Genomic DNA, 24761 nt, shown 5'->3' on the forward strand with positions numbered 1-24761 from the left:
CGTCACGCCGGGTAAACCGACACCAGCGCGGACTTCACCACGAACCGCACGTCCATTCCGGGCACCAGGCCCAGGTCTGCCGACGCCGCGGGCGTGATGTCCGCGGACAACCCTTGGGTTGAACCGGCGGCGCTGGCACGTACCCGGATCTGGTCCCCGTGCGGCTCCAGGTCCGTGACGGTGACAGGGAACGAGTTGCGCGGACTCCCGTGGACGTCGCCCAGGAAGACGGAAACGCTCGACGGCGGGAAGGCCGCCACGCCTGCCCGGCCGGGCATCGGTGACCAGTCGGGATCGTGCTGGCCAGCGAAAACCCGGCCATCCGGCGTCGTAATTCCGTCCTTGGCGATGGTCCCGGAAACCAGGTTCAGGCCCGCGAGACCGGCCGCGAACTGGCTTCGCGGCCGTTCCAGGACCTGTCGCGTGGGTCCCTGTTCGGCGATGCGGCCCTTTTCCACGACGATTACGCGGTGGGCCAGCATGTAGGCGTCCAGGACGTCGTGCGTGACGATGATGGCTTTCCGATCCTTCAGCACCCGCTTGAGCACGCGGCGGAGCAACGGTGCTGCGTGGATGTCCAGCGCCGCCATGGGTTCGTCGAGGAGGAGGAGTTCGGGCTCGGCAGCCAACGCACGGGCCACGGCGATCCGCTGCGCCTGCCCGCCGGACAGTTGGGCGGGTTTTCGATGGGCAAGTGGCAGGGCGTCCACCTCCGTCAGCCAATGTTGGGCCGCTTCGCGAGCAGCCGCTTTGGATGCTCCGGCACTGCGGGGACCGAAAGCCACGTTGTCCAGCGCGTTCAGGTGCGGGAAAAGCAGCGCCTCCTGGGCCAGCAAAGCAGTCCCGCGCTGGTGCGGTGGGCTCCAATGCTGGGAGCCGCCGTCGAGGTTGAACAACTGCCGCCCGCCGACGTTGGCCGAGCCGGAATCGGGCCGCAGCAGCCCCGCAATCACACCCAACAGCGTTGATTTGCCCGCGCCGTTGGGACCGAGGATCGCCACGGTTTCGCCATCGCGGAGGCTGAGGGACATGTCGAAATTCCTGGCGCGGAGACTGGCCTGCAGCTCGAAGCTCATGCCTGGACCGCCACGGGTGCGCTGCTCCGCCGGGCGCCATAGCTGAGCCCCACCACCGCAACTGCCACCGCCACCAGGACCAAGGACAGCGCGACGGCGGCATCGGCGTCGGTTTCCCGTTGCAGGTAGATTTCCAGCGGAAGCGTCCGGGTGACCCCTTCAAGGCTCCCGGCGAAGGTCAGCGTGGCCCCAAACTCACCCAGGCTCCGCGCGAACGACAACACAGCCCCGGATGCCAGCCCTGGCAGGACCAGCGGAAGAGTGACGCGACGAAGCACGGTGGTGGGCCTCGCCCCAAGAGTCGCGGCAACGGCTTCATACCTGTTTCCGGCCGATCGCAGGGCACCCTCCAAACTGACCACCAGGAACGGCAACGCTACGAACGTCTGAGCCAGAACCACTGCGGTAGTGGAAAAGGCAATCTGGATACCGGCTACCTCCAACGACTTACCCAGGAGGCCCTGGCGCCCGAACGTATACAGCAGCGCTATGCCCCCGACGACGGGTGGCAGCACCAGCGGCAACAGCACGAAAGAGCGGAGCAGCCTCTGTCCGGGGAACTCGCCGCGGGCCAGCACCAACGCCAACGGGACACCCAGCACGACGCAAAGGACGGTGCTGGCCGCCGAGGTTCGCAAACTCAACCCCAATGCGGCCAGCGACGAATCGGACGTGATGAGTGGGATGAACTGCAGCCAGTTCACCTTAGCCACCATGGCAACCAGCGGAAGGACCACCAGCAGTCCGCCCACGGCTGCAACGGCATAGATCCAGCGTGGGATGCCTTGGTAGCCGGTGGCGGTATTCATGGTCTCCTCAAAGTGGTGCGGCCCGGCGCTTAGGGCGCGCCGAATCCTGCGTTGCCCAGTACTTTCTTGCCAGCCTCGCTGGTCACCGAACCGATAAATGCCGCGGCCAGTTCCTTGTTCTGGCTGGAGCTTACCGTGGCTATGGGATAGGTATTGACCGCCTTGTCCGACTCCGGGAAGGCGATGCCTTTGACCTTATCTCCGGCGCCCTTGACGTCCGTGACGTAGACCAGGCCTGCATCGGCCTCGCCCGAGGTGACTTTGCCCAGGACATCGGTCACCGATGACTCTTCGCTGACCGGGCTCAGCGAGACTCCCGCGGCCTTCTCCACGGCGTCCGTCGCCGCACCGCAGGGAACCTGGCTGGCACACGTCACAACCCTGACGCCTGGCTTGGCGAGGTCGGCAAAGGAAGAGATCGACGCCGGGTTGCTCGGCGGGACGGCGATCTCCAGGACATTGGTTGCGAAGTTCGTCGCAGCGCCGTCCAGCAGTTTGGCATCGGAAAGCTTGGTCATGTTCTTGGTATCAGCCGAGGCGAACACGTCCGCTGGCGCCCCTTGGGTGATCTGGGTGACCAGGTCCGAGGAGCCCGCGAAGCTCAGCGTCACCTTGGTGCCGGGGTTCTTGGCTTCGAAGTCCTTGGCCAGTTGGGTGAAGGTGGCCTTGAGGGAAGCCGCAGCGAAGACGGTTACTGTTCCGCTCAGCTTGGACGTGCTGCTGTTGCTCGATGGTCCGGCTGCGGGGGCGGTAGTTCCGCAGGCTGTCAGGGCGCTGGCCAATCCCACAGCGACCGTCGCGGCCACGATGCCCTTCTTCATGTGTGTCCTCATATGATGCTCTTTCCCTGCGGAGTTTCGATAATGACGGTGGTGGCCTTAACGACGGCGGTAGCCACGGATCCGAGTTCCAGCCCAAGTTCCCGGACGGCCTCGCTGCTCATGAGCGACACCACCCGGAAAGGACCGCATTGCAGCTCGACCTGGGCCATGACCTTGTCGGTGGTAATCCCCGTAACCAGGCCGACGAAGCGGTTCCGCGCCGAACTTCCGGAACGTGAGGGATCGTCAGGGAGATGGGACTGGTCCCTGGCAAGCGTGGCGAGCTCAAGCCCATCCACTGCCAGACGGCCTGCCCCGTCTTTCTGCGGCGTCAGCGTCCCGTTCTCGGTCCAACGCCTCACGGTGTCGTCACTGACGCCGAGGAAACGGGCAGCTTCCGAGATTCGTATTTGCGGCATGAAATGAGTCTAGTTCCGCATGTACGGTTTCCATGCCTTGATTGTTCCGCAAACGAAATATGACACATCGCCGCGCCCACCCTCGAAGGCGGCCGGCTGCCGTCGAACCCTAGCCCGCCGGCGGTCCTCAGCCGTACCCTGTTGTTGGGAAGCCTCAGCCCGCTAACAGTTCCCTGCGCTCCTTCCCAGTTGCCGTGAACAACACGGGCACTGACGCCCGTTTTTCCGGGACGGCAAGCACGGCGGTAGACGTCCTGATGACCGGCAGCTGGGAAGGATCGTTTCGGTACACTTTGGCCATGGCCATCTACGTCGATCCACCACTCTGGCCGGCCCACGGGACCGTTTTCTCACACCTCGTATCCGACACGTCACTGACGGAGCTCCACGCGTTCGCGGCCGCTGCCGGAGTTCCGGAGCGGGCCTTCGACGGCGATCACTACGACGTCCCCGAACGCCGCTACGACGACCTCGTCGCAGCCGGCGCCATCCCCGTGGAAGCACGGATCCTGGTCCGCAAACTCATCGCCAGCGGGCTCCGCATCCCGGCCCGTGAGCGGAGCAAGGCATTGACCGTGCCGCTGATGGAGCGTTGGAACAGCATTTACCCCGGCCACGAAACCCTGGGACTTGAGCTGCTGGAGCGTTGGGGAGAGGACGGCCGGAAGTACCATAGCCGCACCCACCTGCTAGCGGTCCTCGAAGCCTTGGACACCCTCACGGAGCCGGCCCTCCCTGCCCGGACAGTGTCCCTGGCGGCCTGGTTTCACGACGCCGTCTATGAGGGCGTGGCCGGTCAGGACGAGGAAGAGTCCGCCCTCCTTGCTGAGGCCCGACTGTCCGAGGCAGGCTTGGCTCCTAACGATGTAGCCGAAGTTGCGCGGCTCGTCCGGCTCACCTCCACGCACGCTCCCGAACCTGACGACCACGCCGGCGCCCTCCTCTGCGATGCCGACCTCTCCGTACTCGGAGGTGACGAAGGATCCTACGCACGCTACCTGGCCGCCGTCCGCGAGGACTACGCCCACGTCAGCGACGACGACTTCGCGAAGGGGCGTGCCGCCGTCGTACGCCACCTGCTGGGCCTGGAGCCGTTGTTCCACGGCGAACGCGCCAAGGCGCTGTGGCTCGAAGCTGCCCGCCGGAACCTCGCCAGCGAACTTGCGTGAACAGCATGCTGAGCGACCCCGGGGCGCCGCAACGTCAACTGCCGTACTCGGTACGGTTCGAATGGGGCCTCGACGGCGCCCGGTCGGTTGTTCCGGGAGCTGACCTTGCGGTAGTGGTTGACGTCCTGTCATTCACCACGTGCGTGAGTGTCGCCGTGGATCGCGGGGCACTGGTTTTTCCGTACCCTCAGCGGGATGCGGGCGCCAGCGAGTTCGCCGCCCATAACAGGGCTGCGTTAGCGGGGGCGAGGGGGTCGGAGGGCCTCAGCTTGTCCCCCGCAAGCCTTCGAACCGCCCACGTGTTGGACCGGGTGGTGCTGCCCTCCCCCAATGGTTCCGCGATCAGCCATGAGCTCGCGACCTCGGCCCGGCAGGTGGTGGCGGTGTCGCTTCGCAACGCCGCCGCGACAGCCGACTGGGTCCACTCCACCCTGCCCGAGGGCGCGGTCATCGCCGTGATCGCAGCGGGTGAGAAGTGGGCCCACGGAGCCCTGCGGCCGGCTTTGGAAGACCAGCTCGGGGCTGGCGCGTTCATTGCCGGACTCGCAGCGGCCGGGCGGCACAATTTCTCCCCGGAGGCGGCGGCAGCGGCGGCGGCTTTTGACGCCGCAGAACCGCAGCTCGCCGCCGTTTTGCGCGGGTGTTCCAGCGGGAGGGAACTCATGGATGCCGGATACGCGGACGACGTCGAGATCGCCGCCGGGCTGGACGCCAGCTCTACTGTGGCTCTCCTGAGGGACGGGGCTTTTCAAGGCGTCTAAGCTATGAGGTATGACCTCCTACCTCCAGCCATCACAGGGCCATCCTCCACTCGCGGAGCCTTCGGTTGAGCACGTCCTGGCTGTCCGTGGGGTGGGTGGATACCGCCAATACCGCATCCCGGCACTCGCCGTAAGCACCCGAGGTACGGTGTTGGCCGCCTACGACGGCCGGCCAAACCTGGACGACCTGCCCAACCCCATCGACCTCCTCCTGCGCCGCAGCTACGACAACGGGAACACATGGGACCCGCAGCAGGTGGTCCGCACGGGATCGGGGCTCCAGGGCTTCGGTGATCCAAGCTTGTTGGTCGACGCCGAGACGGGCCGTATTTTCATGTTCCACGCGGCGGGAACGCATGCTGGATTCTTCGAAGCGGTCCCTGGCATGGAACCCGACGACGACATCCAGCACGCCGATCTCAGCTACTCAGACGACGACGGCGACACCTGGCAGCACCGCCGGCTCACCGCCCAGCTCAAAACAGGCCGGATCACCGGGCTGTTCGCGGCCGCAGGACAGGGAATCCAGATGCATACCGGCCCCTACAAGGGCCGCCTGGTTCAGCAGTTCGTATTGCTGGTGGACGGCGCCATCATGGCAGCCTCCGCGTTCAGCGACGATCACGGTGAAAACTGGACGCTGGGAGAGCTGATCGGCCCTGGTCTTTCAGGCATAGGACCCAACGAAAACAAGGTTGTGTGCCTGGACGACGGCCGGCTGCTCCTCCACTCGCGGGCTACGCCCCACCGCTTGTATGCCGTGTCGAAGGACGGCGGACTTTCCTGGAGTCCGCTCCGGCCCGTCGCCGACCTGCCGGACCCGAGCGACAACGGCTCCCTTGCCCGCTTTGACGGACTTCCATCCGTAGCTTCCTTCGCCGTGCCCGGCACTTCCCAGCCGGACACCTTCCGGTGGCTGATCGCGAGCAACAACCAGGAGCCGCATCTTCGCCGGAATACCGTGCTGAGCCTCTCCCCGGACAACGGCGCCACGTGGCCCGCGAGGCTGATGGTGTGCCCCGGAAGCTCGGCGTACTCGACCGTTACCCGGCTACCCGACGGAAATGTTGGGGTGCTCTACGAACGGCAAGGGTATCGGGAGATTGTCTTTGCTTCGATCCCCGCCGGGCAACTGACGCAGCAGCTGGGTGACTGGCCGGGTCCGGGAGCCGCCCCGGTTCCGGCCGCGGCCCAGGCTCCGGCCGCGACGGAAGCTGGCGGCCTGGTCTTCCACATGGAACTGCGCTCCATCACTCCCGGCCGTCCCGCAATCTGGCAGAATGCCGGCGACTTTCATGTGGTTCCTTCCGACAGTGACGGCCAATGGGACGTCCAAACGTGGAAAGAAATTGGCCAGGGCTACACGGACCAGGACCAGGTTTTGGGCACACGGGAAGCCCAGGACCTGAACTACGGCGCCATCATCCCCGGCTATAAGGCCGGGGACATCCTCGCCTTCACCGGACGGGTGGCCAACGTCGGCACACAGGCGGCTACCGGCGTCGAGCTTCTTGGCCCGCACGGCAACGCGGACGATTTCCCCGCCACGACCATGCCGCCCGGCGGCCACGCACTGTACTTCACACCGACATACACCATCACCGATTCGGACCTGCGCCGGGAAACGCTGGACCTCGTCTTCGCCGTAGAGGCCGACGACGGGTCCGGACCTTCTGCGGGCACGGTGCGCTTGGATCGGACGTTCAGTTTCGATCTGCGCACCGGCGCCGTAGAGGTGTCCTAGCGGTAGGTGCTGACGAACGGCTGGTTGGTGGGCACAATCTGCTTGCCAAGCGGCATCAGCGAGACCGGGATCAACTTCAGGTTGGCGATCGCCAGCGGGATTCCGATGATGGTGATCGCCATGGCGAAGGCTGTAAGCACGTGGCCGATGGCAATCCAAATGCCCGCAACCAGCAACCAGATGACGTTTCCGAGAAGCGCGAAGACCCCTGCACCACCGGGCTTCTCAACCACCATCTGCCCGAAAGGCCAAAGGCAGTAGGCGCCGATCCGGAACGAGGCGATGCCCCAGGGTATGGTCACGATGAGCACGCAACAAATAATGCCGGCTGCGAAATAGCCCAAGGCCAGCCAGAACCCACCGAAGACAAGCCAAATGACGTTAAGGATCGTTTTCATAGTCCTCATTCTCCCCTGTGGGTCAGACAAAACGCCTAGGGGTCTGCCCTGAATCTTCCCTGACTTATAGCGCCGCGCCTCCCGGCCCGGAGCTCAGGCCAGCAGTTCATCCAGTTTGTCGAAGGACGTGCCCCAGCCTTCGCGGGTCATCTCAACCCAATCCTCGGAAGCGAACGGGCTTTGCGTCAGGTGCATCCTTGTCCGGCCATTGAGGTCCTCGAACTCGAGACGCATTTCCTCGAATTCGTGATCGGCGTCGGGAGCCGCCTTCGCCGTGGAGACGAGCAATGCGGGTGCATCCAATTCCTTGATAACGGCCTCGATGGGGGCTTCCTGGCGGCCATCCTCGTCCGTCCACCCCATCACTACCTGCCAGGCACCGCCGACCCTGGGTTCAATGACGATCTTCTCGCGCGGAGCGTCCACGTCCACCGGCCCGAACCACTGCGTGAGCAGATCCGGGTTCATCCAGGCCTCAAAGACTTTCTCGCGGGGAGCGTCGAACTCGCGGATCATGGTCAAGGTGAAGTGTTCCGTGCTCATTGCGTGGCTCCTGGTTTCCGTGTTTCGGCGGTGGACCTGCTGTTGGAGCGAGTCTAGGGGGTGGCAGTGACATCTTGGATGCCCCGCATGCGGGCGTCAGGCTTTGGCGGCTTCAACGAACGCGCGGATCTTCGCCAGATCCTTCACGCCCCGCGATGCCTCCACACCCGAGGAAACGTCCACGCCCCATGCGCCGGCCGCGGTAGCAGCGAAGGCCACGTTTCCGGGCTCGAGGCCGCCAGCCAACAGCCACTTCCTGCCATCAAGCCCCTTCTCCTGCACGGACGCGTAATCCCAAGCCTCGCCTGACCCCGGTACTGCGGCGTCGACCAGGAACACTTCCTCGCCCAGATCAGCGAACTCGTCCTGGCCCGCACCCATGGTGACGGCCCGGATGAGCCGCATCCCGGCGTCGTGCACTGTAGTGACGTCGTCGGCGGTCCGGTGCCCGTGCAACTGGACCCAGTCGAGCCCGGCGGAGCGGGCAATTTCCACAGCATCAGCGGCGGACTCGTGACGGAACACCCCAACGGCCTTGACCGAAGGAGGGACCAACGGCAACAGAACCCGCACCTGGTCTGGGCTGACTTCGCGGGGGCTGGCGGTCAGGACAAAACCAATTGCGTCCGCACCGGCGTCCACGGCTTCACGGACAGACTCGGGCGTGCTCAGACCGCACACTTTGACGAACATTCCCGCGCCTCCAGCCATACTCGCAACGTTTTCCACATATGACGTTAGCAAGCCGAATCGTCAACGAAGAAGCGCTGTCCACCACTAGGCTGGTCGAATGGAGATCATCCGCTTTGCCGACATCCGTCCTGAACCGTGGCGCAACGGAGGCGGGGTGACGCGCGAACTCGCCAGCCATCCCAAGGCCGCTTCGGCACAGGACGGCGCGTGGGATTGGCGCGTCAGCATCGCCGACGTCGCCAAAGCCGGCGAGTTCTCCACCTTTCCGGGCATGGAGCGGGTCATCACCATCATCGACGGCGAACTGCTGCTCCTCACAGTCGACGGCTCCGAGCACCCGCTGGAGAAGTACAGGCCGTTCCGGTTCTCGGGCGAAGCCGCGTCCGCGGCCACGCTTCCCACGGGCGACGTCCGGGACCTCAACGTCATAGCCCGCACCGACGCTTTCAAGGGCTACACGTCCATTGTCGAAATTTCCAAGAAGCGTGCACATCCAGTCTTCGAGGGCCAGTTGGCTGTCCTGTTGGAGGGCAAGGCGACTGTTGCTCCCGGTGCCGCTGTGGAGGAAGAGTCCGACGGCGACGCCCCGGCAACCAGCGACGGCGAACCTGTCGAGTTGTCCCGCTACGACACCGTCGTGGGCTCCGACTCACGCAGCCCGGAGATCTCGGGCAGGGGTTTCGTGGCAGTGATCTCGATCGACCACGTCGAACCGTAACTGGTGACCTTAACCACCAGAAGTGGCCACCCTGCGCGGGAGTTGCTAGCCTGAAATGAAGGTTCCGCTCTGGAACCTCCGGACGACGGTTCAGTACCCGGCACGCGACAAGACTGGCCAAAGGAAATGTCATGTCGTGGTTAATTCTCATTTTCTCCGGTGCGCTTGAGGCCGTCTGGGCCGCAGCACTCCACCGCTCCAAGGGCTTCCGTAAACCCGTTCCCACAGTGGTGTTCCTCGTGTCCGTGATTGCCAGCATGGCCGGACTCGCGATCGCCATGCAATCCATTCCCACAGGCACTGCCTACGCGGTGTGGGTTGGTGTCGGCGTCGTGCTGACGGCGACGTACGCCATGGTCACCAAGGTCGAACGCGCGACGACGGCCCGGCTGCTCCTGCTCGCCGGCATAGGCGCGTGCGTTGTCGGCCTGAAGGTGGTGGCATAGCCATGACCGCGAACACTGAAAACATCAGGAACTCCGGCACTTCCGGCACTTCCGGCAACGGCATCTTCTGGGCCATCCTCTTGGCATCGGCCATCCTCGAAGCCGTGTGGGCCACAGCTTTGGGCCTCTCCAACGGCTTCACGCAACCCGCACCCACCGTGGTCTTCGCGGTTACAGCAGTTCTGAGCATGCTCGGGCTGGGCATCGCGGTGAAGCGCATTCCCCTCGGCACCGCCTACGCCGTGTGGGTGGGCATCGGCGCGGCACTGACCGTGGGCTGGGCCATGATCACGGGCGTGGAATCCGCGAGCCCGCTGAAACTGCTGTTCATCGCGGGGATTGTTGGCTGCGCAGCTGGTTTGAAGGCCCTCCCCACCGAGAAGCCTGTGGCGGACGCAGAGTAGGCGCGCAGCCTCTCACTCCGCCCGCAGGAATACCCAAGCGGACCAGTGGGTTCACGCCTTCAAGAGCAACCCAACGCGCATTGGAGAAGTTCATGACTGCAGTTCAGCTCGGCGACGGCCTCACGGTCAGCCCCCTCGGTTTCGGCGGAATGGCCCTGACCCCGGTGTACGGCGGAATCGACCCGGACCAGGGCCTGCAAACACTCAGGCATGCAGTGGACGCCGGTATTACGTTCATCGACACCGCAGACGTGTATGGCGCGGGCAGCAACGAAGAACTCGTGGGCAGGCTCCTGAAAGAGCGCCGCGAAGAGATCCAGGTTGCCACCAAGTTTGGAATTGAGGGCAACCCCGCGGACGGTTACACGGGGGTCCGCGGGGATGCGCCCTACATCAGGCAGGCGGCGGAAGCGAGCCTCCGCCGCCTGGACACTGACGTGATTGACCTCTACTACATGCACCGCCGGGACCTCCGCGTTCCGATAGTGGAAACCGTGGAGGCTATGGCAGAGCTTGTTCGTGAGGGCAAGGTCCGGCACCTGGGACTGTCCGAAGTGACAGCCGAGGAGCTCAGGCAGGCCAACGCTGTCCATCCCATTGCCGCGGTCCAGAGTGAATGGTCAATCTGGAGCAGGGATGTTGAACTCAACGTTGTTCCCGCAGCCAAGGAGCTTGGCGTTGGGTTCGTGCCGTATTCGCCGCTGGGCCGGGGATTCCTCACCGGGACCATCAACTCAAGCGACCTGGGCGAGAACGACTTCCGCCACAAGATCCCCCGTTTTGGCAACGAGGCACTGGACGCGAACCAGGCCGTAGTGGCCGCGGTTCGCGAGGTAGCCAGTGGGCTGGATGCAACTCCGGCCCAGGTAGCCCTGGCTTGGCTGTTCGCCCAAGGTCAGCGCCTTGGGATTTCCGTGGTTCCCATCCCCGGTACGCGCAAGACGCACCGGATCGACGAGAACCTGGGGGCACTGTCCCTGCAACTGGGAACCGCACAACTTGAGGTACTCGACCAAGCTGCGGCCGCCGTCGTGGGTTCACGCTCTGCCGACCCCAACTGGGTGTCGCAGGGCCGTGAGGCAACGACGTAGGCTGAACCGATGGATTCGCTTATTCACTCATCCCGTGATGTCACCATCCGCAGCATTTCGGTCAGCGAGATGAACAACAATGTGTACCTGTTGACCTCGAAGTCCACAGGTGCCCAAGTGTTGATCGATGCCGCCGACGACCTTCCGGCCATTCAGCAGCTTCTGGAGGACGGCGCCGCTGATTCGTCGACTGCCACCAAACTGGCGAGGATCGCTACCACCCACCAGCACTGGGACCACGTCCGTGCGCTGGAGGAGTTGGTGGCCGCTACCGGCGCAAGCACTTCCGCAGGAGCGGACGACGCCGATGCGTTGCCGGTTCCGGTGGATGTCCGTCTTGGCCACGGGGACGTGGAGCGGTTCGAGGGCTTCGAGCTCACGGCGGTCCACCTGCGTGGACACACCCCGGGCTCGATCGCTTTCGTTTACCAGGATTTGGACGGGCCAGCCCACATTTTCAGTGGGGACTCGTTGTTTCCGGGTGGCGTCGGCAACACACAGAACGATCCTGCACGCTTCACTTCACTGTTGAACGACGTGTCGGAACGACTGTTCGACGCCTATCCGGACGAAACCCTGGTGCACCCCGGCCATGGGTTGCCTACGACACTTGGCGCCGAGCGGCCACACCTTGAGGAGTGGCGCGCCCGGGGGTGGTAGCGCACTTGTGGGGCCCGCTCTGCAGGGTAATCCTCAGGAAAACCCTGCAGAGCGGGCCTCGCAACGCCAGAGATTAGCGGCCGCGACGTTCGTTCGAAGCCGGAGCCGACGCGCGGCGAGGACCACTGCGTGCCGGACGACCCGCACCGGAGCCACCGCGACCGGAGTTGCCGGAACCCGAACCGTAGGATCCACCTGACGTGGCACCCGTAGCGGAGGACCATACGGCCTTGTTTCCGCCGGTACGCGTCGAGGTAGTGGACGCCGTGCGCGGAGCCGAAGCTGAGCGCTGACCTGTAGCCGGACGACCGCTGCGGCCGCTCTGGCCCTGTGAGCCGGGAACGTCGTTGCGGTGAGTGGAGGCAGCCTTGCCGCGACCGCGTGAGCTGCGGGCGACGTCGTCGTTCGCTGCTGCACGGCGATCCGCGCGGTTGGTGTCCGTACGAACCGGCTCAGCGGCAACCTTGCCACGTCCGTTGCGACCACCACGGCCACCCGCGGTGGGTGCACCCTGGGTGGAACGGCGTGCGCGCTTGCGCTGTGCGTTGGCGCCAGTGGAGGTGCCGCCACCCTGCGGGGCTTTCGCCGCGAGGAGAGCTGCACGGGTGCGGGGATCGACCTTGTCGGCGATGTCGCCCACAAGCTCGGCTACCAGCGGCGAGTTGGCGGTAACGCGTTCAAACGAAACATCAACGCCGGCAGCCTTCATGAGCTTCTTGACGTCGCTCTGCTGCTCGGGAAGCGTCAGCGTGACCACGGTGCCATCGGAACCGGCGCGGGCCGTACGGCCCGAGCGGTGCAGGTATGCCTTGTGCTCTGTGGGCGGGTCCACGTGGATGACGAGTTCGACGTCGTCAACGTGCACACCGCGGGCTGCGACGTCGGTGGCCACCAGGACGCGGACGTCACCGTTGGAGAACTCGGCAAGGTTGCGGTCGCGGGCGTTCTGCGACAGGTTGCCGTGAAGGTCGACGGCGGGGATACCGGCGTCGGTGAGGGTCTTGGCAAGCTTGCGGGCGTGGTGCTTGGTCCGCATGAAGAGGACGCGGCGGCCGGCGCCGGAGGCCAGTTCAACGATGAGCTGCTTCTTGACGGTCTGGTCGTTGACCACCAGGACGTGGTGTTCCATGGTGGTGACAGCGGCCTGGGGATCGTCCACGGAGTGCGTCAGCGGGTTGGACAGGTAACGGTTGACCAGCTTGTCAACACCGTTGTCCAGCGTCGCGGAGAAGAGCAGGCGCTGACCCTGGGTGGGGGTCATGTCCATGAGCTTCTTGACTACGGGGAGGAAGCCGAGGTCGGCCATGTGGTCTGCCTCGTCCAGCACGGTGACCTCGACGGCTTCGAGGGTCAGGATGCGCTGGCGGATCAGGTCTTCGAGGCGGCCCGGGCAGGCGATGACGATGTCGACGCCGGCGCGCAGCGCCTTTTCCTGGCGTGCCTGGGAGATGCCGCCGTAGATGACCGTGGTGTTCAGGCCCATGGCCTTAGCCAACGGCTCGATGGTGGCGTTGATCTGGGTTGCCAGTTCACGGGTGGGTGCAAGGACCAGGCCCATGGGGCGGCCCGGCTTGCGGAAATGCTTTGCTTCGCGCTCGGCCAAGCGGGCCACGAGCGGGATGGCGAAAGCGATGGTCTTACCGGAACCGGTGCGGCCACGGCCCAGCACGTCGCGACCTGCGAGGGTGTCCGGGAGGGTCTTCACCTGGATGGGGAATGCCTCTTCGATGCCGTCTGCGGCCAGGGATTCAGCAATGGGCTTGGGCGTGCCAAGGGCAGCAAAAGTAGTCATAAACTTCATGTCTTTCGGGCGGTGTCCAGTTGCGGACATCGGCCCCCGACGCCGGTTGGGCCAGGGGTTCGCCGAGGAAAAGTCAGGTGGTCTACCGATTCGCTTCAACAGCGGTGGCCGGGACCAAATGGAACGCGTTCATCGACGCAGGATGTGCCTCTCACATGAAAAATGCCCCGCCGCGTAGCCGTTCAGGCCACCTGCTTCAGGGCGTCACCGCACATCAAGTAAACCCCATCTTAGCAGTGATTCGCCGGCACCCTCGCATCGGGGCAGGTCAGGGGTGCGTTGCGAGGCCCGCTCAACACGGTACGCGGGCGGAATACCCTGCTCACCAGGCCTCACAACGGGTCAGGGGTGCGTTGCGAGGCCCGCTCAACACGGTACGCGGGCGGAATACCCTGCTCACCAGGCCTCACAACGTGTCAGGGGTGCGTTGCGAGGCCCGCTCAACACGGTACGCGGGCGGAATACCCTGCTCACCAGGCCTCACAACATGTCAGGGGCGCGTGAGTTCGGGTTGGGGGTCGGCGGCGCCCCGGGGATCGGAGGAGCCTGAGCGAGCGGCGACCCGCGGCGCTATGACGACCCCGACGACGGCGATCACCGCCGTCAGTGCGAAGACCCCCGCAAAGGAGTTCGTCGTCGTGAAGGCCGCGAAGACGAGTCCCGTCGCGGCGAGGGACAGCGCGCCTCCGAGGGAATCGGAGATGGACATGGCCGCGCTGTTGAAGCCTTGGTTCCCGGGCGTGGAGAGGGCCAAGGTCATCACGCTGAGTCGCGGGTACATGAGCCCCATCCCACCGCCGGCAAGGATCCACCCGCCGATAGCTACCGCTGCGGGCAGGGCGAACGCCGCCGTCACCAAGGTCGAAAGAATGGCAACCAGGACCAGCGAGGCGCCGATTTTGATGGCGAGGTCGTCAGCCAGCCGTGAACCCAACCGGCCTTGGATCGCCGACGCCCCCGCCCAGGCGAGCGCAGCCCCCGTCAGCGTCAGACCAGCGAACGTGGGCGTGAACGCATACCGCTCAGTCAACACGTACGGCAGGTAGACCTCTGCGCCGAAGAACGCGGCCGACGCCAGCCCACGGACCAGGATCACGCTGGGCAAACCCCGTTGGGCGGTGAGCGTCCCCCGTGGCACCAAAGGTCGCAAGGCCACCAGGGCAAGGACAAGCGCGACGACGGCTATCACCCCGCCCACGCCCGGCACCTCTGCGGACAAGTTCAGTCCCAGGACGGCGGCGGCGGCAAGGGCTGCCCACCCCATCCGGCCGAAGGCCCACGGGACGGGGTCGGCTGGGGGTTCGGAGTTCATTCCGCGCACTGCGGGAACCACCATCAGCAACGCCGGAACAACCAGGCCCACGACGCCCAGGAAAACCCAGTGCCAGCTGCTCAGCTGGGCGACCACGCCAGCGGCAAAGGGGCCCACCAGCGAAGGGACCACCCAGGACGCCGCGAAGGCCGCGAAGATCTTGGGGTGCAGCGCGGGCGGGTAAACGCGCGCCACCAACACGTACAGCGCGACCGTCATCGCGCCGCCACCGAGGCCCTGCACCAGCCGGCCGAGCACCAGGATCTCCATGGACCCTGCGGTGCCGGCAATCAGTAGGCCGAGGACAAAAAGCGCCACGGAGGAGTAAAGCGGCGCCGTAGGACCGCGACGGTCGGACCAGTTTCCCGCGCCCACCATGCCCATCACGCCGGTAGCCAACGGGCCGGCGAACGCCAACGCATAGAGGCTGGCTCCATCCAGGTCGCGGCTCACGAGCGGCATGATGGTGGTCACCGCGAGGGACTCGAACGCGCTAAGGAAAACGAGCGCGCAAGCCCCCACAGTGGCAAGCAGGTATGGACGGCCGAGTATCCCGGCCGTTGGGGTGTCAGTGGTCATGGACGCTACCCTAGAACCTCAACTAATGTTGAGGTCAATCCACCACACCCTTCTCGGAGCAAGGTATGACACCCGTTGACGCGCACCGGCCCATCAGCATCGGCGAGCTTTCCGAACGAAGCGGAGTGTCGCCGTCGGCCCTGCACTTCTACGAACGCAACGGGCTCATCCAGGCCGAGCGGACCGCTGGAAACCAACGACGCTACCGCCGCGACACGCTTCGACGGGTCGCGTTCATCAAAACGTCCCAGCGGGTCGGACTGCCGCTAAAGGACATCCGCGAGGCGTTGGACTCCCTGCCGGACGGCCGCACCCCCACCAGGCACGACTGGGCCAGGCTGTCGCTGCGATGGCGGAAGGAGCTCGACGAACGGATCGCCGCCCTCCAACACCTGCGCGACGACCTGGACGGCTGCATCGGCTGTGGCTGCCTCAGCCTGAAGTCGTGCACGCTGCAGAACCCGTCGGACGAACTAGGCGCATCCGGAGCCGGCGCGCAGCGCTGGACCGCACCGGCCTGACCGGTCTCCCCAGTGGGCGATGGTCCTCTCCAGGGGCCTTGCGGGCACCAGTGTTCGAGCGGACACTTGCCGGAGAGGCTCCGGGCGTGCCATCAGGGAGGAACAGCAATGAGCGCGTCAGTATTCGAACCATTGCCGGGTGCCAGCAGCGGCAGGCCCGGTTCGCCCGCGGTATCCCTCGTTTTAGCCGGCCATCCAGACATCCTGGCCTGGCAGGAAGACCTGTACATGGATTTCCACCGGCACCCGGAACTTGGCAACCAGGAAGTCAGGACAGCTTCAATCGTGGCCAACGAGCTGCGGAGCTGCGCATTCGAAGTCCTCGAGAACATCGGCACAACCGGAGTTGTCGGGATCCTGAAGAACGGTGAAGGGCCCACAGTGCTTGTGCGCGCGGACATGGACGCACTGCCAGTCGCAGAGGAAACCGGGTTGGATTATGCGAGCAAGGACACCGCCCCGGACGACACGGGAACAGAAGTCCCTGTGTCCCATGCCTGCGGCCATGATGTGCATGTCGCTTGCCTTCTGGGGGCAGCGAAGTTGCTGGCCGCGAAAAGGCCCGCCTGGCAAGGGACCTTCCTGGCACTGTTCCAGCCTGCGGAGGAACTGGCCGACGGCGCCCGCAAAATGATCGACGACGGCCTGGCCGGGTTAATCCCGCAGCCCGACGTCGCTCTTGCCCAGCACGTCTTGGCGTTCCCCTCCGGGACCTTGGGCACGCGCCCGGGTGCTGTCCTATCCAGCGCCGACAGCATGAGGATTACCGTGTTTGGGCGGGGAAGCCACGGATCCATGCCTCAGCTTGCGGTTGATCCGGTGATCCTGGCGTCTTCCATCGCGCTGCGCCTCCAAACCGTAGTTTCCCGTGAAGTGCCTCCCGGGGAGTTCGCCGTCCTCACCATTGGGCGAATGGCCGTCGGGTCAAAAAGCAATATCATCTCGGACCGGGCGGTACTTGAGCTGAACATCCGCACCTTCGACGACGGCATCCGTCACCTGATTCTCGAGGCGGTGAAACGGATCGTGGCCGGTGAATGCGCTGCGGCCGGGTCGCCCCGGGAACCGGAATTCGAGCTCTACGACCACTACCCGTTGACTAAAAACGATGCTCACGTGACGGCGAAAGTTGCTGCCGCTTTCAAAGACCATTTCGGAGACCAGGCCATTACCCTGGACCGGCAATCGGCAAGCGAGGATTTCAGCGACATCCCAAACGCCTTGGGGATCCCGTACACCTACTGGGGCATCGGTGGAACCGACCCGCACCAGTACGCGGAGGCTGCGGCCGCCGGCACCGTCTCACAGGACATCCCAGCGAACCATTCGCCCCGGTTCGCCCCCGTCATCGACCCGACCCTCAAGACGGGCACAGCCGCCGTCGTCGTTGCCGCTCTGGCGTGGCTCAAGGCAGCGGCCGGCCGTGACCACGGGCCCGACCACCCGGCGGGCGGGCTTTAGGCGCTTTTGCCGAAACGGCAAAAGCCGTTGCCTTGAGCGCGTCGCGCACGGCACGCTTGGGTCATGACTGAACAAACGCACGACGCCGGCACCCACCAGCACGGCGACCACACCCATGATGGTGCCCAACAGACCGGGCTCAACCTCCACGAAGACGCTGACAATGCCGTGGACATGTGGGACGGCATGTACCGGGAGCGGGCGAAAATCTGGAGCGGGAACCCCAACCCGCAGTTGGTTGCCGAGGTCACGGGTTTGCGGCCGGGCAAGGCCTTGGATCTGGGCTCCGGAGAGGGCGGGGACGCGATCTGGTTGGCAGCGCAAGGCTGGACCGTTACGGCACTGGACGTGTCCGCCGTCGCGCTTGAACGGGCAGCAGCCCACGCTGCGGAAACTGGGTACGCGGACCGGATCACCTGGCAGCAGCAGGACCTCACGGAATGGGCGCCGCAGCCTGAATTCGATCTGGTGTCAGCCCATTTCCTGCACTCCCCCTTGTTGCCGTGGCAGGACTCCGCTGTAAAGGCCGCAACTGCTGTGGCGCCCGGCGGAACGCTGTTGATCGTGGGGCACCACCCACAGGGGCTGCCGGAGTGGAGCCATCACCACGATTCCGGCATGTTCTTCACCCCGGAGCAACTGGCCGCTGAGCTCGGCATGGACAACGGCGACAACTGGCAGGTAGAGGTGTTGGACGAAAGGAAGCGCGCAGTGTCCGGGCCCAACGGCGAAGCCGGAACCACCTTGGACGCCGTCCTCAAGGCCACCAAACTGAGCCAGGGGCGCGGCTGACGACGAAGCCAGCGGGCTAAACGCATATACGCCCGAGAGAAGGGCCGTTGGCAATGGCTTGCCAACGGCCGCCCATGAGGGTAGACGTCGCATCACTCTCTGATCTGTGGACTCACGAGAAGTGGATATGGTGGCGCATCCGGCTGTCAGCAGCAGGAGGGCGCTGGCCGAGAGAGCAATCGCCGTCAGCCTGCACCGATTCAGCACAGAGGGAACGCGCGCTGTCGGAGGTTCTACTTTCCAGTCTCAGTGGGAGCAGCGCTTGCTTCCTGCCTATCGAGCTCTTTGTAGATGGCGTGTTGGTCTCCTGCGACGCAGGCGCTGTTCATCTCGAGGCCGGAGCCTTTGATGTTGGCAGTGTAGGAGATGAGCTGTCCGCCGTCCTGGTTGGCGTATAGACGGATGAGGCCGGGGTCCTTGGGGTTGGTTTCGACTCGGGTGGTGAAGCCCTTGGATTCCCAAAACGACTTTACGACGTCTGTTGAAGCCTCCAGATCGACGGGGTCGGCCGTGAGGCTCAGGATGCTGTAGTTCACGCCTTCTTGCCCGTCGGGTGTGCGGCAGGCCATGTTTCGGAGGCCTTCATCGGCCCATTTGTGAGGTCCGATGACTTGTTGGGTTTCGGTCTTGAAGGCGTGGAGGTCCGCGAGGGCTTGTTTGAGTTCTTCGACCTGGGCTTTGACTGTCGCGGGGTCGCTGGGGTTTGAGCCGGTCATGGGGTTCTCCGTGGTAGTGGGTGTGCAGGCGCTCAGCGCGATGGCCGCGAAGACCAACGCGGCGAGGATACGGCCGGCCTTGTGCCGGTTTTTTGGTTCATGGGGCATGGGTTTCACTTTCCCTGAGTTGTTCAACGGCCTGCAACTCTAAGGGCAGAGACGGTTGAGGTCGCGTGCCTGGCAGGATAAGGTCGCCGTTGCCGGTGGTGGTGAGGGCCGCTTCATATAGGGCGGTGGTGTCCTGGTCGAGGCGTAGACGAAAACTGATCTTCGTCGATCACGGACTGGCGGGAGCGAATCGGGTGCGCCCTGGGCTCCGTGAAGCGATGGCGGCCTGCCGGGCCGGCGATACGCTCGTGGTGACCAAGCTCGGCCGACTGGCGCGCTCTCTTTCAGATGCCAGAGACACTGCCGATGAGCTGACGGCTAAGGGCATTGTGCTCAGTCTCGGCGGCAGCACCCACGATCCGACTGATCCGGTCGGCCGGCTGCTGTTCAACGTCTTGGGAATGGTGGCCGAGTTTGAAGCTGATCTGATCGAAATCACCTTCTGACATTGCATGCCGCCGGCGAGCATACGCAGACCGAACTGGCTGAGCTGTTCCGGGTTTCACGGACGGCTCTGTATCGCGAGCTCCAAAGGCGCACCATCTGAAGACCGACGCGAAGCCGACTGCCAGGGACACGCCAAATAGCGCTGCAAAAGACCGCCATTTATCGCCGAAAGTCACAGCTAAACACCATCCGGAAGCAGCTCTCCATACGCCGGAACCACTTGCCCGGTCGCAGTGGAGTCGGGGTTGAGCATCCAACCGACGCGCTTTGCGGTGTTCAACATGACCACGCTTTCCACCAACTCAATGCCCGGAATCCGCTGCTGGATGATGAGCTCCAACTCCATGACATCGGCCAATGAACGCAGCCACATGATCATGGTGAAGTTGGTGCGGCCCGTGGTCGACGCAGAAAACCGGGTGTTCCTGATGGCTCGGAGTTCCGTGGCGGCGGCTTCGTGTTCTCCCGCTGGAACGTTCGCGAACCATTGCACCGTGACGGGGAAGCCGGAGAACTGCTGGGCGATCTCGCAGCGGAAGGACAGCATCCGGCTGGCCAGCACACGACCGAGTTGTCGCTGGACGGTTGCTGGATTCCGGCCCAAAGCCCGGGCGATCTCCGCAGCGGTAGCGCGGCCGTCGCGGGCGAGGAACGGGATGAGTGCCAAGTGGCTTTCCGGGAGTGGGACCACGATCGCGTCCTGCGCAGAGGGGTTGCCAGACTCGGGCCCCGCGAGACTCCGCAGTGCCTGTTGCTCCGCCTTGGTCAAGACGTTGAGCCGCCAGGCGTAGCCGCTGGTGTGGATCCGGGTGCAGAGGGCCGTTTGGTATTTGGTGAGCCCCTGGATTTCCTTGAGCTTGGGCAGCAGCAGGGTGCTGAACTGTTCCAGGTCCTGGGTGATGACGGTGAGAGTGAGGTCGCGGTTGCTGGCCGCCTCTTCCACGGTGATCACTTCGGGGAGCTGGGCAACAGCGGCCGTGACGTTGGGCCTGAGGTGCATCTCGCAGTCGATGTCCACCATGGCCAGGCACATGTCCTTCGGATCACCCATGAGGTGCGCCGTGGTCCAGGCTGCACCCGCCGCCCGTAGGCGCTCCCATCGGGCGGCCAGCGTGGTCCCGTGGACGCCGAGTACCTGACCGGCGTCGGACCAGCTGATCCGGGGCGATATCTGGAGTGCGTTGACCAGGCGCAGGTCTTCCTCGCTGAGTTCCATGAGTCCATTATCCAGAACCCGTGCATGATTCCTGCACTACGGTGCGACTCAGTGCATATTCTCAGATGTTTCAGAGCATGTGAATCACGTCACCTCACAATGGCATAAGGAACCCGCCCCCAAGCACCCAGGAGCACAAATGACCATCGTGGCCGACGCCAAGGAACTGCAGGACGACATCGTTCGACTCCGTCACGACCTCCACCGCGAGCCCGAAATCGGCCTGCAGCTTCCCCGTACGCAGGAGAAGGTGCTCAAGGCGCTGGACGGGCTGCCGTACGAGATTACGCTCGGCAAGGAAACGACGTCGGTCACCGCGGTTCTGCGGGGCGGCGCCACGCACGCTTCAGCCGAGAAGCCCGTGGTCCTGCTGCGGGCCGACATGGACGGACTTCCCGTGCAGGAACGTACGGGCGTGGACTACACCTCCCGTATTGAGGGCGCAATGCACGCCTGCGGCCATGACCTCCACACCTCCATGCTGGCCGGCGCAGCCACCCTGTTGGCAGAACGCCGTGACCAGTTGGCCGGCGACGTCATCCTCATGTTCCAGCCCGGCGAAGAGGGATTCGACGGAGCCAGCTACATGATCAAGGAAGGCGTCCTGGACGCAGCCGGCCGACGCGCGGACACCGCCTACGGAATGCATGTCTTCTCCTCCCTGGAACCGCACGGGCAGTTCGTCACCAAGCCCGGCGTCATGCTGAGCTCCTCCGACGGCCTGGTGGTCACGGTGCTGGGCGCGGGTGGTCACGGTTCGGCCCCGCACGCCGCGAAGGACCCCGTCACAGCCGCGGCCGAGATGGTTACCGCCCTGCAGGTCATGGTCACGCGCCAGTTCAACATGTTCGATCCCGTCGTCCTGACCGTCGGTGTCCTGCACGCTGGTACCAAGCGGAACGTCATCCCCGAAACTGCCCGCATCGAAGCCACCATCAGGACCTTCTCCGAGGCGTCACGGCAGAAGATGATGGAAGCAGTACCCCGGCTGCTCCAGGGAATCGCCGCAGCCCACGGCTTGGAGGTGGACGTGCACTACCAGGAGGAATACCCCCTCACCATCAACAACGAGCACGAGACCACCACTGCGGAGAAGGTCATCGCCGGAATGTTCGGCGACTCCCGCCACACCCGGATGGCCACACCGCTCAGCGGATCCGAGGACTTCTCCCGGGTCCTCGCCGAAGTTCCCGGAACCTTCGTAGGACTGAGCGCCGTTGCCCCCGGAGCCGACCACACGACGTCGCCGTTCAACCACTCACCTTACGCAATGTTCGACGACGGCATCCTCACCGACGGTGCTGCGCTGTATGCCGAACTTGCCGTGTCCCGCATCGCTGCCCTCGCCGGCAACTGACTCCCAGCCCCTCCCCCACCCTGGAGAATGACATGACCGCTACCGTAGGAACGACCCCCGAGGTCAAAGTCCACAAGTCCCATGTGCGAACACTGGTCGGAACCGGCATTGGCAACGCCGTCGAATGGTACGACTGGGCCATTTACGCCACGTTCTCGCCGTTCATTGCGAGCGCCCTTTTCAGCCAGGCCGACCCCACCTCCGCTGTCCTGTCCACGTTGGCGATCTTCGCCGTCGGGTTCGTTGCGCGTCCGTTCGGCGGTTTCGTCTTCGGCTGGATCGGCGACCGGATCGGCCGCAAAACATCCATGACTTTCGCAGTGGCGTTGGGCGCCGTGGGCAGCCTCATGATCGGTATCGCGCCGACGTTCGCAGCTGTGGGCGCTTTCGCTTCGGTGATGCTGCTGGTGGCACGGCTCATCCAGGGCCTCGCCCACGGTGGTGAGTTGCCGTCGTCGCAAACGTATTTGTCCGAAATGGCGCCGAAGGAAAATCGCGGCTTCTGGGCCACCCTTATCTACACTTCGGGCACTGCCGGAATTCTCGCAGGCACCCTGCTGGGAGCTATCCTCACCGCTGTCCTGAGCAAGGAAGAGATGAGTGCGTGGGGCTGGCGGATCCCGTTCCTCGTAGGTGGCGCACTGGGTGTCTACGCCCTGGTCATGCGGGCCAAGATGAAGGAAACCGAAGCGTTCGAAGCCGAGGCCCCCAAAGAGAAGCGACTGCCGGTCTGGCCGCAGATCGTCAAGTACCGCAAGCAGGCGCTGCAGGTTATCGGCCTCACCGTTGGCCTGACCGTTGTGTACTACATCTGGGGCGTTGTGGCTCCGAGCTATGCTGCGACTTCCTTGAAGATGGACCGCGGCGCAGCCCTTTGGGCGGGTGTGATCGCCAATGTTGTGTTCATCGCAGCTCTCCCGTTCTGGGGCAAACTGTCTGACAGGATCGGCCGCAAGCCCGTCATCATCGCTTCGTCCGCTGGCGCTGCGCTGCTGCACTTCCCCATGACGTGGCTGCTCAAGGACTCCCCGTGGCAGCTCGCCGTGTCCATGTCCGTGATGCTGTTCTTCATCGCAGGCAGCGCCGCGATCGTCCCGGCCGTGTACGCAGAACTGTTCCCGACGCACATCCGCACCATCGGCGTGGGCGTCCCGTACTCCATCTGCGTCGCTGCCTTCGGTGGCACGGCTCCGTACCTGCAGACGTGGCTCGGCAGCATCGGGCAGGGCTACCTGTTCAATGTCTACGCGGTGGTCCTCTTGCTGGTGGGCATCGTGTTCGCCTTCTCGATTCCGGAAACGAAGGGCAAGGACCTCACCGTCTAGCTACTCCGGCTTTCGTTGCGAGGCCCGCTCTGCATCCTTCCCTGGGTTTTTGGGACGCAGAGCGGGCCTCACAACGTTAAACGAAGCGGTCGCGGCCGGCCCGGTATCCGAAGAACGCAGCGAGTACGCCGATCACCAGGAACAGGATTCCAGCGGCTTCGAACCCGCCCGTTGCCTGATGAAGTTGCCCCACCATCAAGGTGCCAACAGAACCCACCCCGTAACCCACGCCCTGCATCATTCCGGACAGGTTCGCTGCCGTGTGGGAGTCCCGGGTTCGGACCATGATCATTGTCAGGGCCACGGCGGTGAGCGATCCCTGCCCCAAGCCGTTCAGCCCGGTCCAGACCCAAATCAGCTCGGTGGGGCCAAAGATGGTGAGCGCGAAACCGCCACCCGTCATGAGGGCCACCACCATGTTGATGATCCGCTGGTCCTTGAAGCGCGTCGCCAGGGCCGGGGCAAACAACGAGCCAAGCATCTGCAGCACGATCGACACCGACACGATCAGCCCGGCCGTTCCGCCGTCGACTCCCCGCTCACGCAGGATGGGCGCCATCCAGGCGAACACGCTGAACGACATCATGGCCTGCAACACCATGAACAGGGTCACCTGCCATGCCACGGCTGAACGCCAAACATTCGCGCCACTGCGAACGGCCTGGTGTTTTACCGACGGCTGGCGGATTGCCAGCGGCAGGAAAAGCAAAAGCACGACGGCGGCCGGAACCGCCCAGAACCACAGCGCCGAAGTCCACTGCCCGGTAGCCGCAAACACCGGATACGTGAATCCAGCGCCCAGAGCTGCTGATGCACAGATCGCCGTCGTATAGAGGCCACCCATGAGACCCAGCCGGTGCGGGAAGTCGCGCTTCACTACTCCCGGAAGAAGCACGTTGCAGAGCGCAATTGCGGCGCCGCAGGCCGCCGTTCCGGCCAAGAGCGTGGGAAGGTGGCCCGCGCTTCCTATGTCGGCCGGACGCAGGAGCAGCCCTGCCGTCAGCACAGCCATTGCCCCGAGGAGCACCCGCTCGGCGCCGAACCTGCGGGCGAGGATCGGGGCCAAGGGAGCGAAGACGCCCAACAAGGTGACCGGCACGGTGGTGAGGACCACCAGCGCCCAGCCCGGCAGGCCGACGTCGGACGTGATCTCCGGAAGCACCGCGGAGAAGCTTGAGAAGACTGTCCGGAGATTCAAGCCGATGAGCACCAGGCAGATGCCGAGGTACACGAGGCCCCTCTTGCCACGAAGCTGCGTGGGATCCGCCGGTGGTTCCTCGTTGGTTTCGGCGTCAACTGCGAGGTCGGGCAGGACAGATTTCCCTGGGTAGCCGGGCGTCTTCGAGGAGGTCACACGTCCTATTCTGTCAGCCC

At 64.6% G+C, this 24761-nt stretch carries 25 protein-coding genes, 1 pseudogene and 1 riboswitch; of the genes and pseudogenes, 14 read left to right on the forward strand and 12 right to left on the reverse strand.

Translation table 11 applies throughout. From position 1 onward, the window contains the following. Window positions 1-2 precede the first annotated feature (2 nt). From AC5RU9_RS19020 to AC5RU9_RS19035, 4 genes are read right to left on the reverse strand one after another with little or no spacing between them, the layout of a single operon-like run. Window positions 3-1076 carry a sulfate/molybdate ABC transporter ATP-binding protein gene (locus AC5RU9_RS19020; protein ID WP_494017677.1) on the reverse strand — a complete coding sequence of 358 codons (1074 nt, stop codon included), beginning with the start codon at window positions 1074-1076 and terminating at the stop codon, window positions 3-5. Continuing rightward, the gene (locus AC5RU9_RS19025) at window positions 1073-1885 is read right to left on the reverse strand and encodes an ABC transporter permease (protein WP_494017678.1); all 813 of its coding nucleotides are present in this window, start codon (window positions 1883-1885) and stop codon (window positions 1073-1075) included. The genes AC5RU9_RS19020 and AC5RU9_RS19025 overlap by 4 nt, the downstream gene beginning before the upstream one ends. A gap of 29 nt (window positions 1886-1914) precedes the next feature. Further along, the gene (gene modA, locus AC5RU9_RS19030) at window positions 1915-2718 is read right to left on the reverse strand and encodes a molybdate ABC transporter substrate-binding protein (RefSeq protein WP_494017679.1); all 804 of its coding nucleotides are present in this window, start codon (window positions 2716-2718) and stop codon (window positions 1915-1917) included. Next, a complete protein-coding gene (locus AC5RU9_RS19035; RefSeq protein WP_211713737.1) occupies window positions 2715-3125 on the reverse strand; it encodes a TOBE domain-containing protein in 411 nt (136 codons plus the stop codon). Before AC5RU9_RS19035 ends, modA begins: the two co-directional genes overlap by 4 nt. A 299-nt stretch (window positions 3126-3424) precedes the next feature. Between AC5RU9_RS19035 and AC5RU9_RS19040 the strand changes: the two genes are divergently transcribed. Genes AC5RU9_RS19040 through AC5RU9_RS19050 form a run of 3 tightly spaced genes read left to right on the forward strand, consistent with a single transcriptional unit; the run spans window position 3425 to window position 6799 of the window. Then, on the forward strand, window positions 3425-4294 hold the full coding sequence (locus AC5RU9_RS19040; RefSeq protein ID WP_494017680.1) for a DUF4031 domain-containing protein: 870 nt from the start codon (window positions 3425-3427) through the stop codon (window positions 4292-4294). Between the two features lie 5 nt (window positions 4295-4299). Further along, on the forward strand, window positions 4300-5055 hold the full coding sequence (locus tag AC5RU9_RS19045) for a 2-phosphosulfolactate phosphatase (RefSeq protein WP_494017852.1): 756 nt from the start codon (window positions 4300-4302) through the stop codon (window positions 5053-5055). 10 nt (window positions 5056-5065) lie between these two features. Continuing rightward, window positions 5066-6799 carry a sialidase family protein gene (locus AC5RU9_RS19050; RefSeq protein WP_494017681.1) on the forward strand — a complete coding sequence of 578 codons (1734 nt, stop codon included), beginning with the start codon at window positions 5066-5068 and terminating at the stop codon, window positions 6797-6799. Here the strand turns inward: AC5RU9_RS19050 and AC5RU9_RS19055 are convergent. From AC5RU9_RS19055 to AC5RU9_RS19065, 3 genes are all read right to left on the reverse strand, one after another. Continuing rightward, entirely contained in the window at window positions 6796-7197 is a 402-nt protein-coding gene (locus tag AC5RU9_RS19055) for a YccF domain-containing protein (RefSeq protein ID WP_211713733.1), read from the reverse strand. The genes AC5RU9_RS19050 and AC5RU9_RS19055 overlap by 4 nt on opposite strands. A gap of 93 nt (window positions 7198-7290) precedes the next feature. Beyond that, on the reverse strand, window positions 7291-7740 hold the full coding sequence (locus AC5RU9_RS19060) for an SRPBCC family protein (protein ID WP_494017682.1): 450 nt from the start codon (window positions 7738-7740) through the stop codon (window positions 7291-7293). Window positions 7741-7836: 96 nt separating this feature from the next. Continuing rightward, entirely contained in the window at window positions 7837-8433 is a 597-nt protein-coding gene (locus tag AC5RU9_RS19065; RefSeq protein WP_494017683.1) for a phosphoribosylanthranilate isomerase, read from the reverse strand. Window positions 8434-8530: 97 nt separating this feature from the next. On the opposite strand from AC5RU9_RS19065, the gene AC5RU9_RS19070 reads away from it, so the two are divergent. The 5 genes from AC5RU9_RS19070 to AC5RU9_RS19090 all read left to right on the forward strand — a co-directional run bounded on the left by AC5RU9_RS19070 (window position 8531) and on the right by AC5RU9_RS19090 (window position 11752). Then, entirely contained in the window at window positions 8531-9151 is a 621-nt protein-coding gene (locus AC5RU9_RS19070) for a HutD/Ves family protein (RefSeq protein ID WP_494017684.1), read from the forward strand. A gap of 56 nt (window positions 9152-9207) precedes the next feature. After that, window positions 9208-9273: riboswitch (guanidine-III (ykkC-III) riboswitch) on the forward strand. Between the two features lie 9 nt (window positions 9274-9282). After that, window positions 9283-9597, forward strand: coding sequence for a DMT family transporter (locus AC5RU9_RS19075; protein WP_211713729.1), 315 nt, complete (start codon window positions 9283-9285; stop codon window positions 9595-9597). A 2-nt stretch (window positions 9598-9599) separates the two neighbouring features. Further along, window positions 9600-10001: a DMT family transporter gene (locus AC5RU9_RS19080; RefSeq protein WP_494017685.1), complete on the forward strand. Its 402-nt coding sequence runs from the start codon at window positions 9600-9602 to the stop codon at window positions 9999-10001. Between the two features lie 92 nt (window positions 10002-10093). Beyond that, on the forward strand, window positions 10094-11092 hold the full coding sequence (locus tag AC5RU9_RS19085; RefSeq protein WP_494017686.1) for an aldo/keto reductase: 999 nt from the start codon (window positions 10094-10096) through the stop codon (window positions 11090-11092). A gap of 9 nt (window positions 11093-11101) precedes the next feature. Further along, on the forward strand, window positions 11102-11752 hold the full coding sequence (locus AC5RU9_RS19090; protein ID WP_494017687.1) for an MBL fold metallo-hydrolase: 651 nt from the start codon (window positions 11102-11104) through the stop codon (window positions 11750-11752). Between the two features lie 73 nt (window positions 11753-11825). On the opposite strand, the gene AC5RU9_RS19095 is transcribed toward AC5RU9_RS19090, so the two are convergent. Then, window positions 11826-13544: a DEAD/DEAH box helicase gene (locus AC5RU9_RS19095; RefSeq protein WP_494017688.1), complete on the reverse strand. Its 1719-nt coding sequence runs from the start codon at window positions 13542-13544 to the stop codon at window positions 11826-11828. Window positions 13545-14043: 499 nt separating this feature from the next. Then, window positions 14044-15444 carry an MFS transporter gene (locus AC5RU9_RS19100; RefSeq protein ID WP_494017689.1) on the reverse strand — a complete coding sequence of 467 codons (1401 nt, stop codon included), beginning with the start codon at window positions 15442-15444 and terminating at the stop codon, window positions 14044-14046. Window positions 15445-15509: 65 nt separating this feature from the next. On the opposite strand from AC5RU9_RS19100, the gene soxR reads away from it, so the two are divergent. The 3 genes from soxR to AC5RU9_RS19115 all read left to right on the forward strand — a co-directional run bounded on the left by soxR (window position 15510) and on the right by AC5RU9_RS19115 (window position 18218). Then, the gene (soxR, locus tag AC5RU9_RS19105) at window positions 15510-15965 is read left to right on the forward strand and encodes a redox-sensitive transcriptional activator SoxR (protein WP_494017690.1); all 456 of its coding nucleotides are present in this window, start codon (window positions 15510-15512) and stop codon (window positions 15963-15965) included. Between the two features lie 108 nt (window positions 15966-16073). After that, complete coding sequence (locus AC5RU9_RS19110; RefSeq protein WP_494017691.1) at window positions 16074-17426, forward strand: amidohydrolase; 1353 nt, start codon at window positions 16074-16076, stop codon at window positions 17424-17426. Between the two features lie 63 nt (window positions 17427-17489). Next, entirely contained in the window at window positions 17490-18218 is a 729-nt protein-coding gene (locus AC5RU9_RS19115) for an SAM-dependent methyltransferase (RefSeq protein WP_494017692.1), read from the forward strand. A gap of 233 nt (window positions 18219-18451) precedes the next feature. Here the strand turns inward: AC5RU9_RS19115 and AC5RU9_RS19120 are convergent, their stop codons facing one another. Beyond that, a complete protein-coding gene (locus AC5RU9_RS19120; protein WP_494017693.1) occupies window positions 18452-19042 on the reverse strand; it encodes a hypothetical protein in 591 nt (196 codons plus the stop codon). Between the two features lie 158 nt (window positions 19043-19200). On the opposite strand from AC5RU9_RS19120, the pseudogene AC5RU9_RS19125 reads away from it, so the two are divergent. Then, window positions 19201-19589, forward strand: a pseudogene (locus AC5RU9_RS19125) (recombinase family protein); the annotation flags it as partial. Window positions 19590-19667: 78 nt separating this feature from the next. Here AC5RU9_RS19125 and AC5RU9_RS19130 read toward each other — a convergent pair. Beyond that, entirely contained in the window at window positions 19668-20705 is a 1038-nt protein-coding gene (locus AC5RU9_RS19130) for an Lrp/AsnC family transcriptional regulator (RefSeq protein ID WP_494017694.1), read from the reverse strand. Between the two features lie 139 nt (window positions 20706-20844). Here AC5RU9_RS19130 and AC5RU9_RS19135 point away from each other — a divergent pair, with 139 nt between their 5' ends. Then, a complete protein-coding gene (locus AC5RU9_RS19135; RefSeq protein ID WP_494017695.1) occupies window positions 20845-22062 on the forward strand; it encodes a M20 metallopeptidase family protein in 1218 nt (405 codons plus the stop codon). Between the two features lie 32 nt (window positions 22063-22094). Next, on the forward strand, window positions 22095-23387 hold the full coding sequence (locus tag AC5RU9_RS19140; protein WP_494017696.1) for an MFS transporter: 1293 nt from the start codon (window positions 22095-22097) through the stop codon (window positions 23385-23387). A 76-nt stretch (window positions 23388-23463) separates the two neighbouring features. On the opposite strand, the gene AC5RU9_RS19145 is transcribed toward AC5RU9_RS19140, so the two are convergent. After that, entirely contained in the window at window positions 23464-24741 is a 1278-nt protein-coding gene (locus tag AC5RU9_RS19145; RefSeq protein WP_494017697.1) for a CynX/NimT family MFS transporter, read from the reverse strand. Window positions 24742-24761: the final 20 nt, after the last annotated feature.

This window comes from Arthrobacter sp. B0316-5-4 (assembly GCF_059090325.1).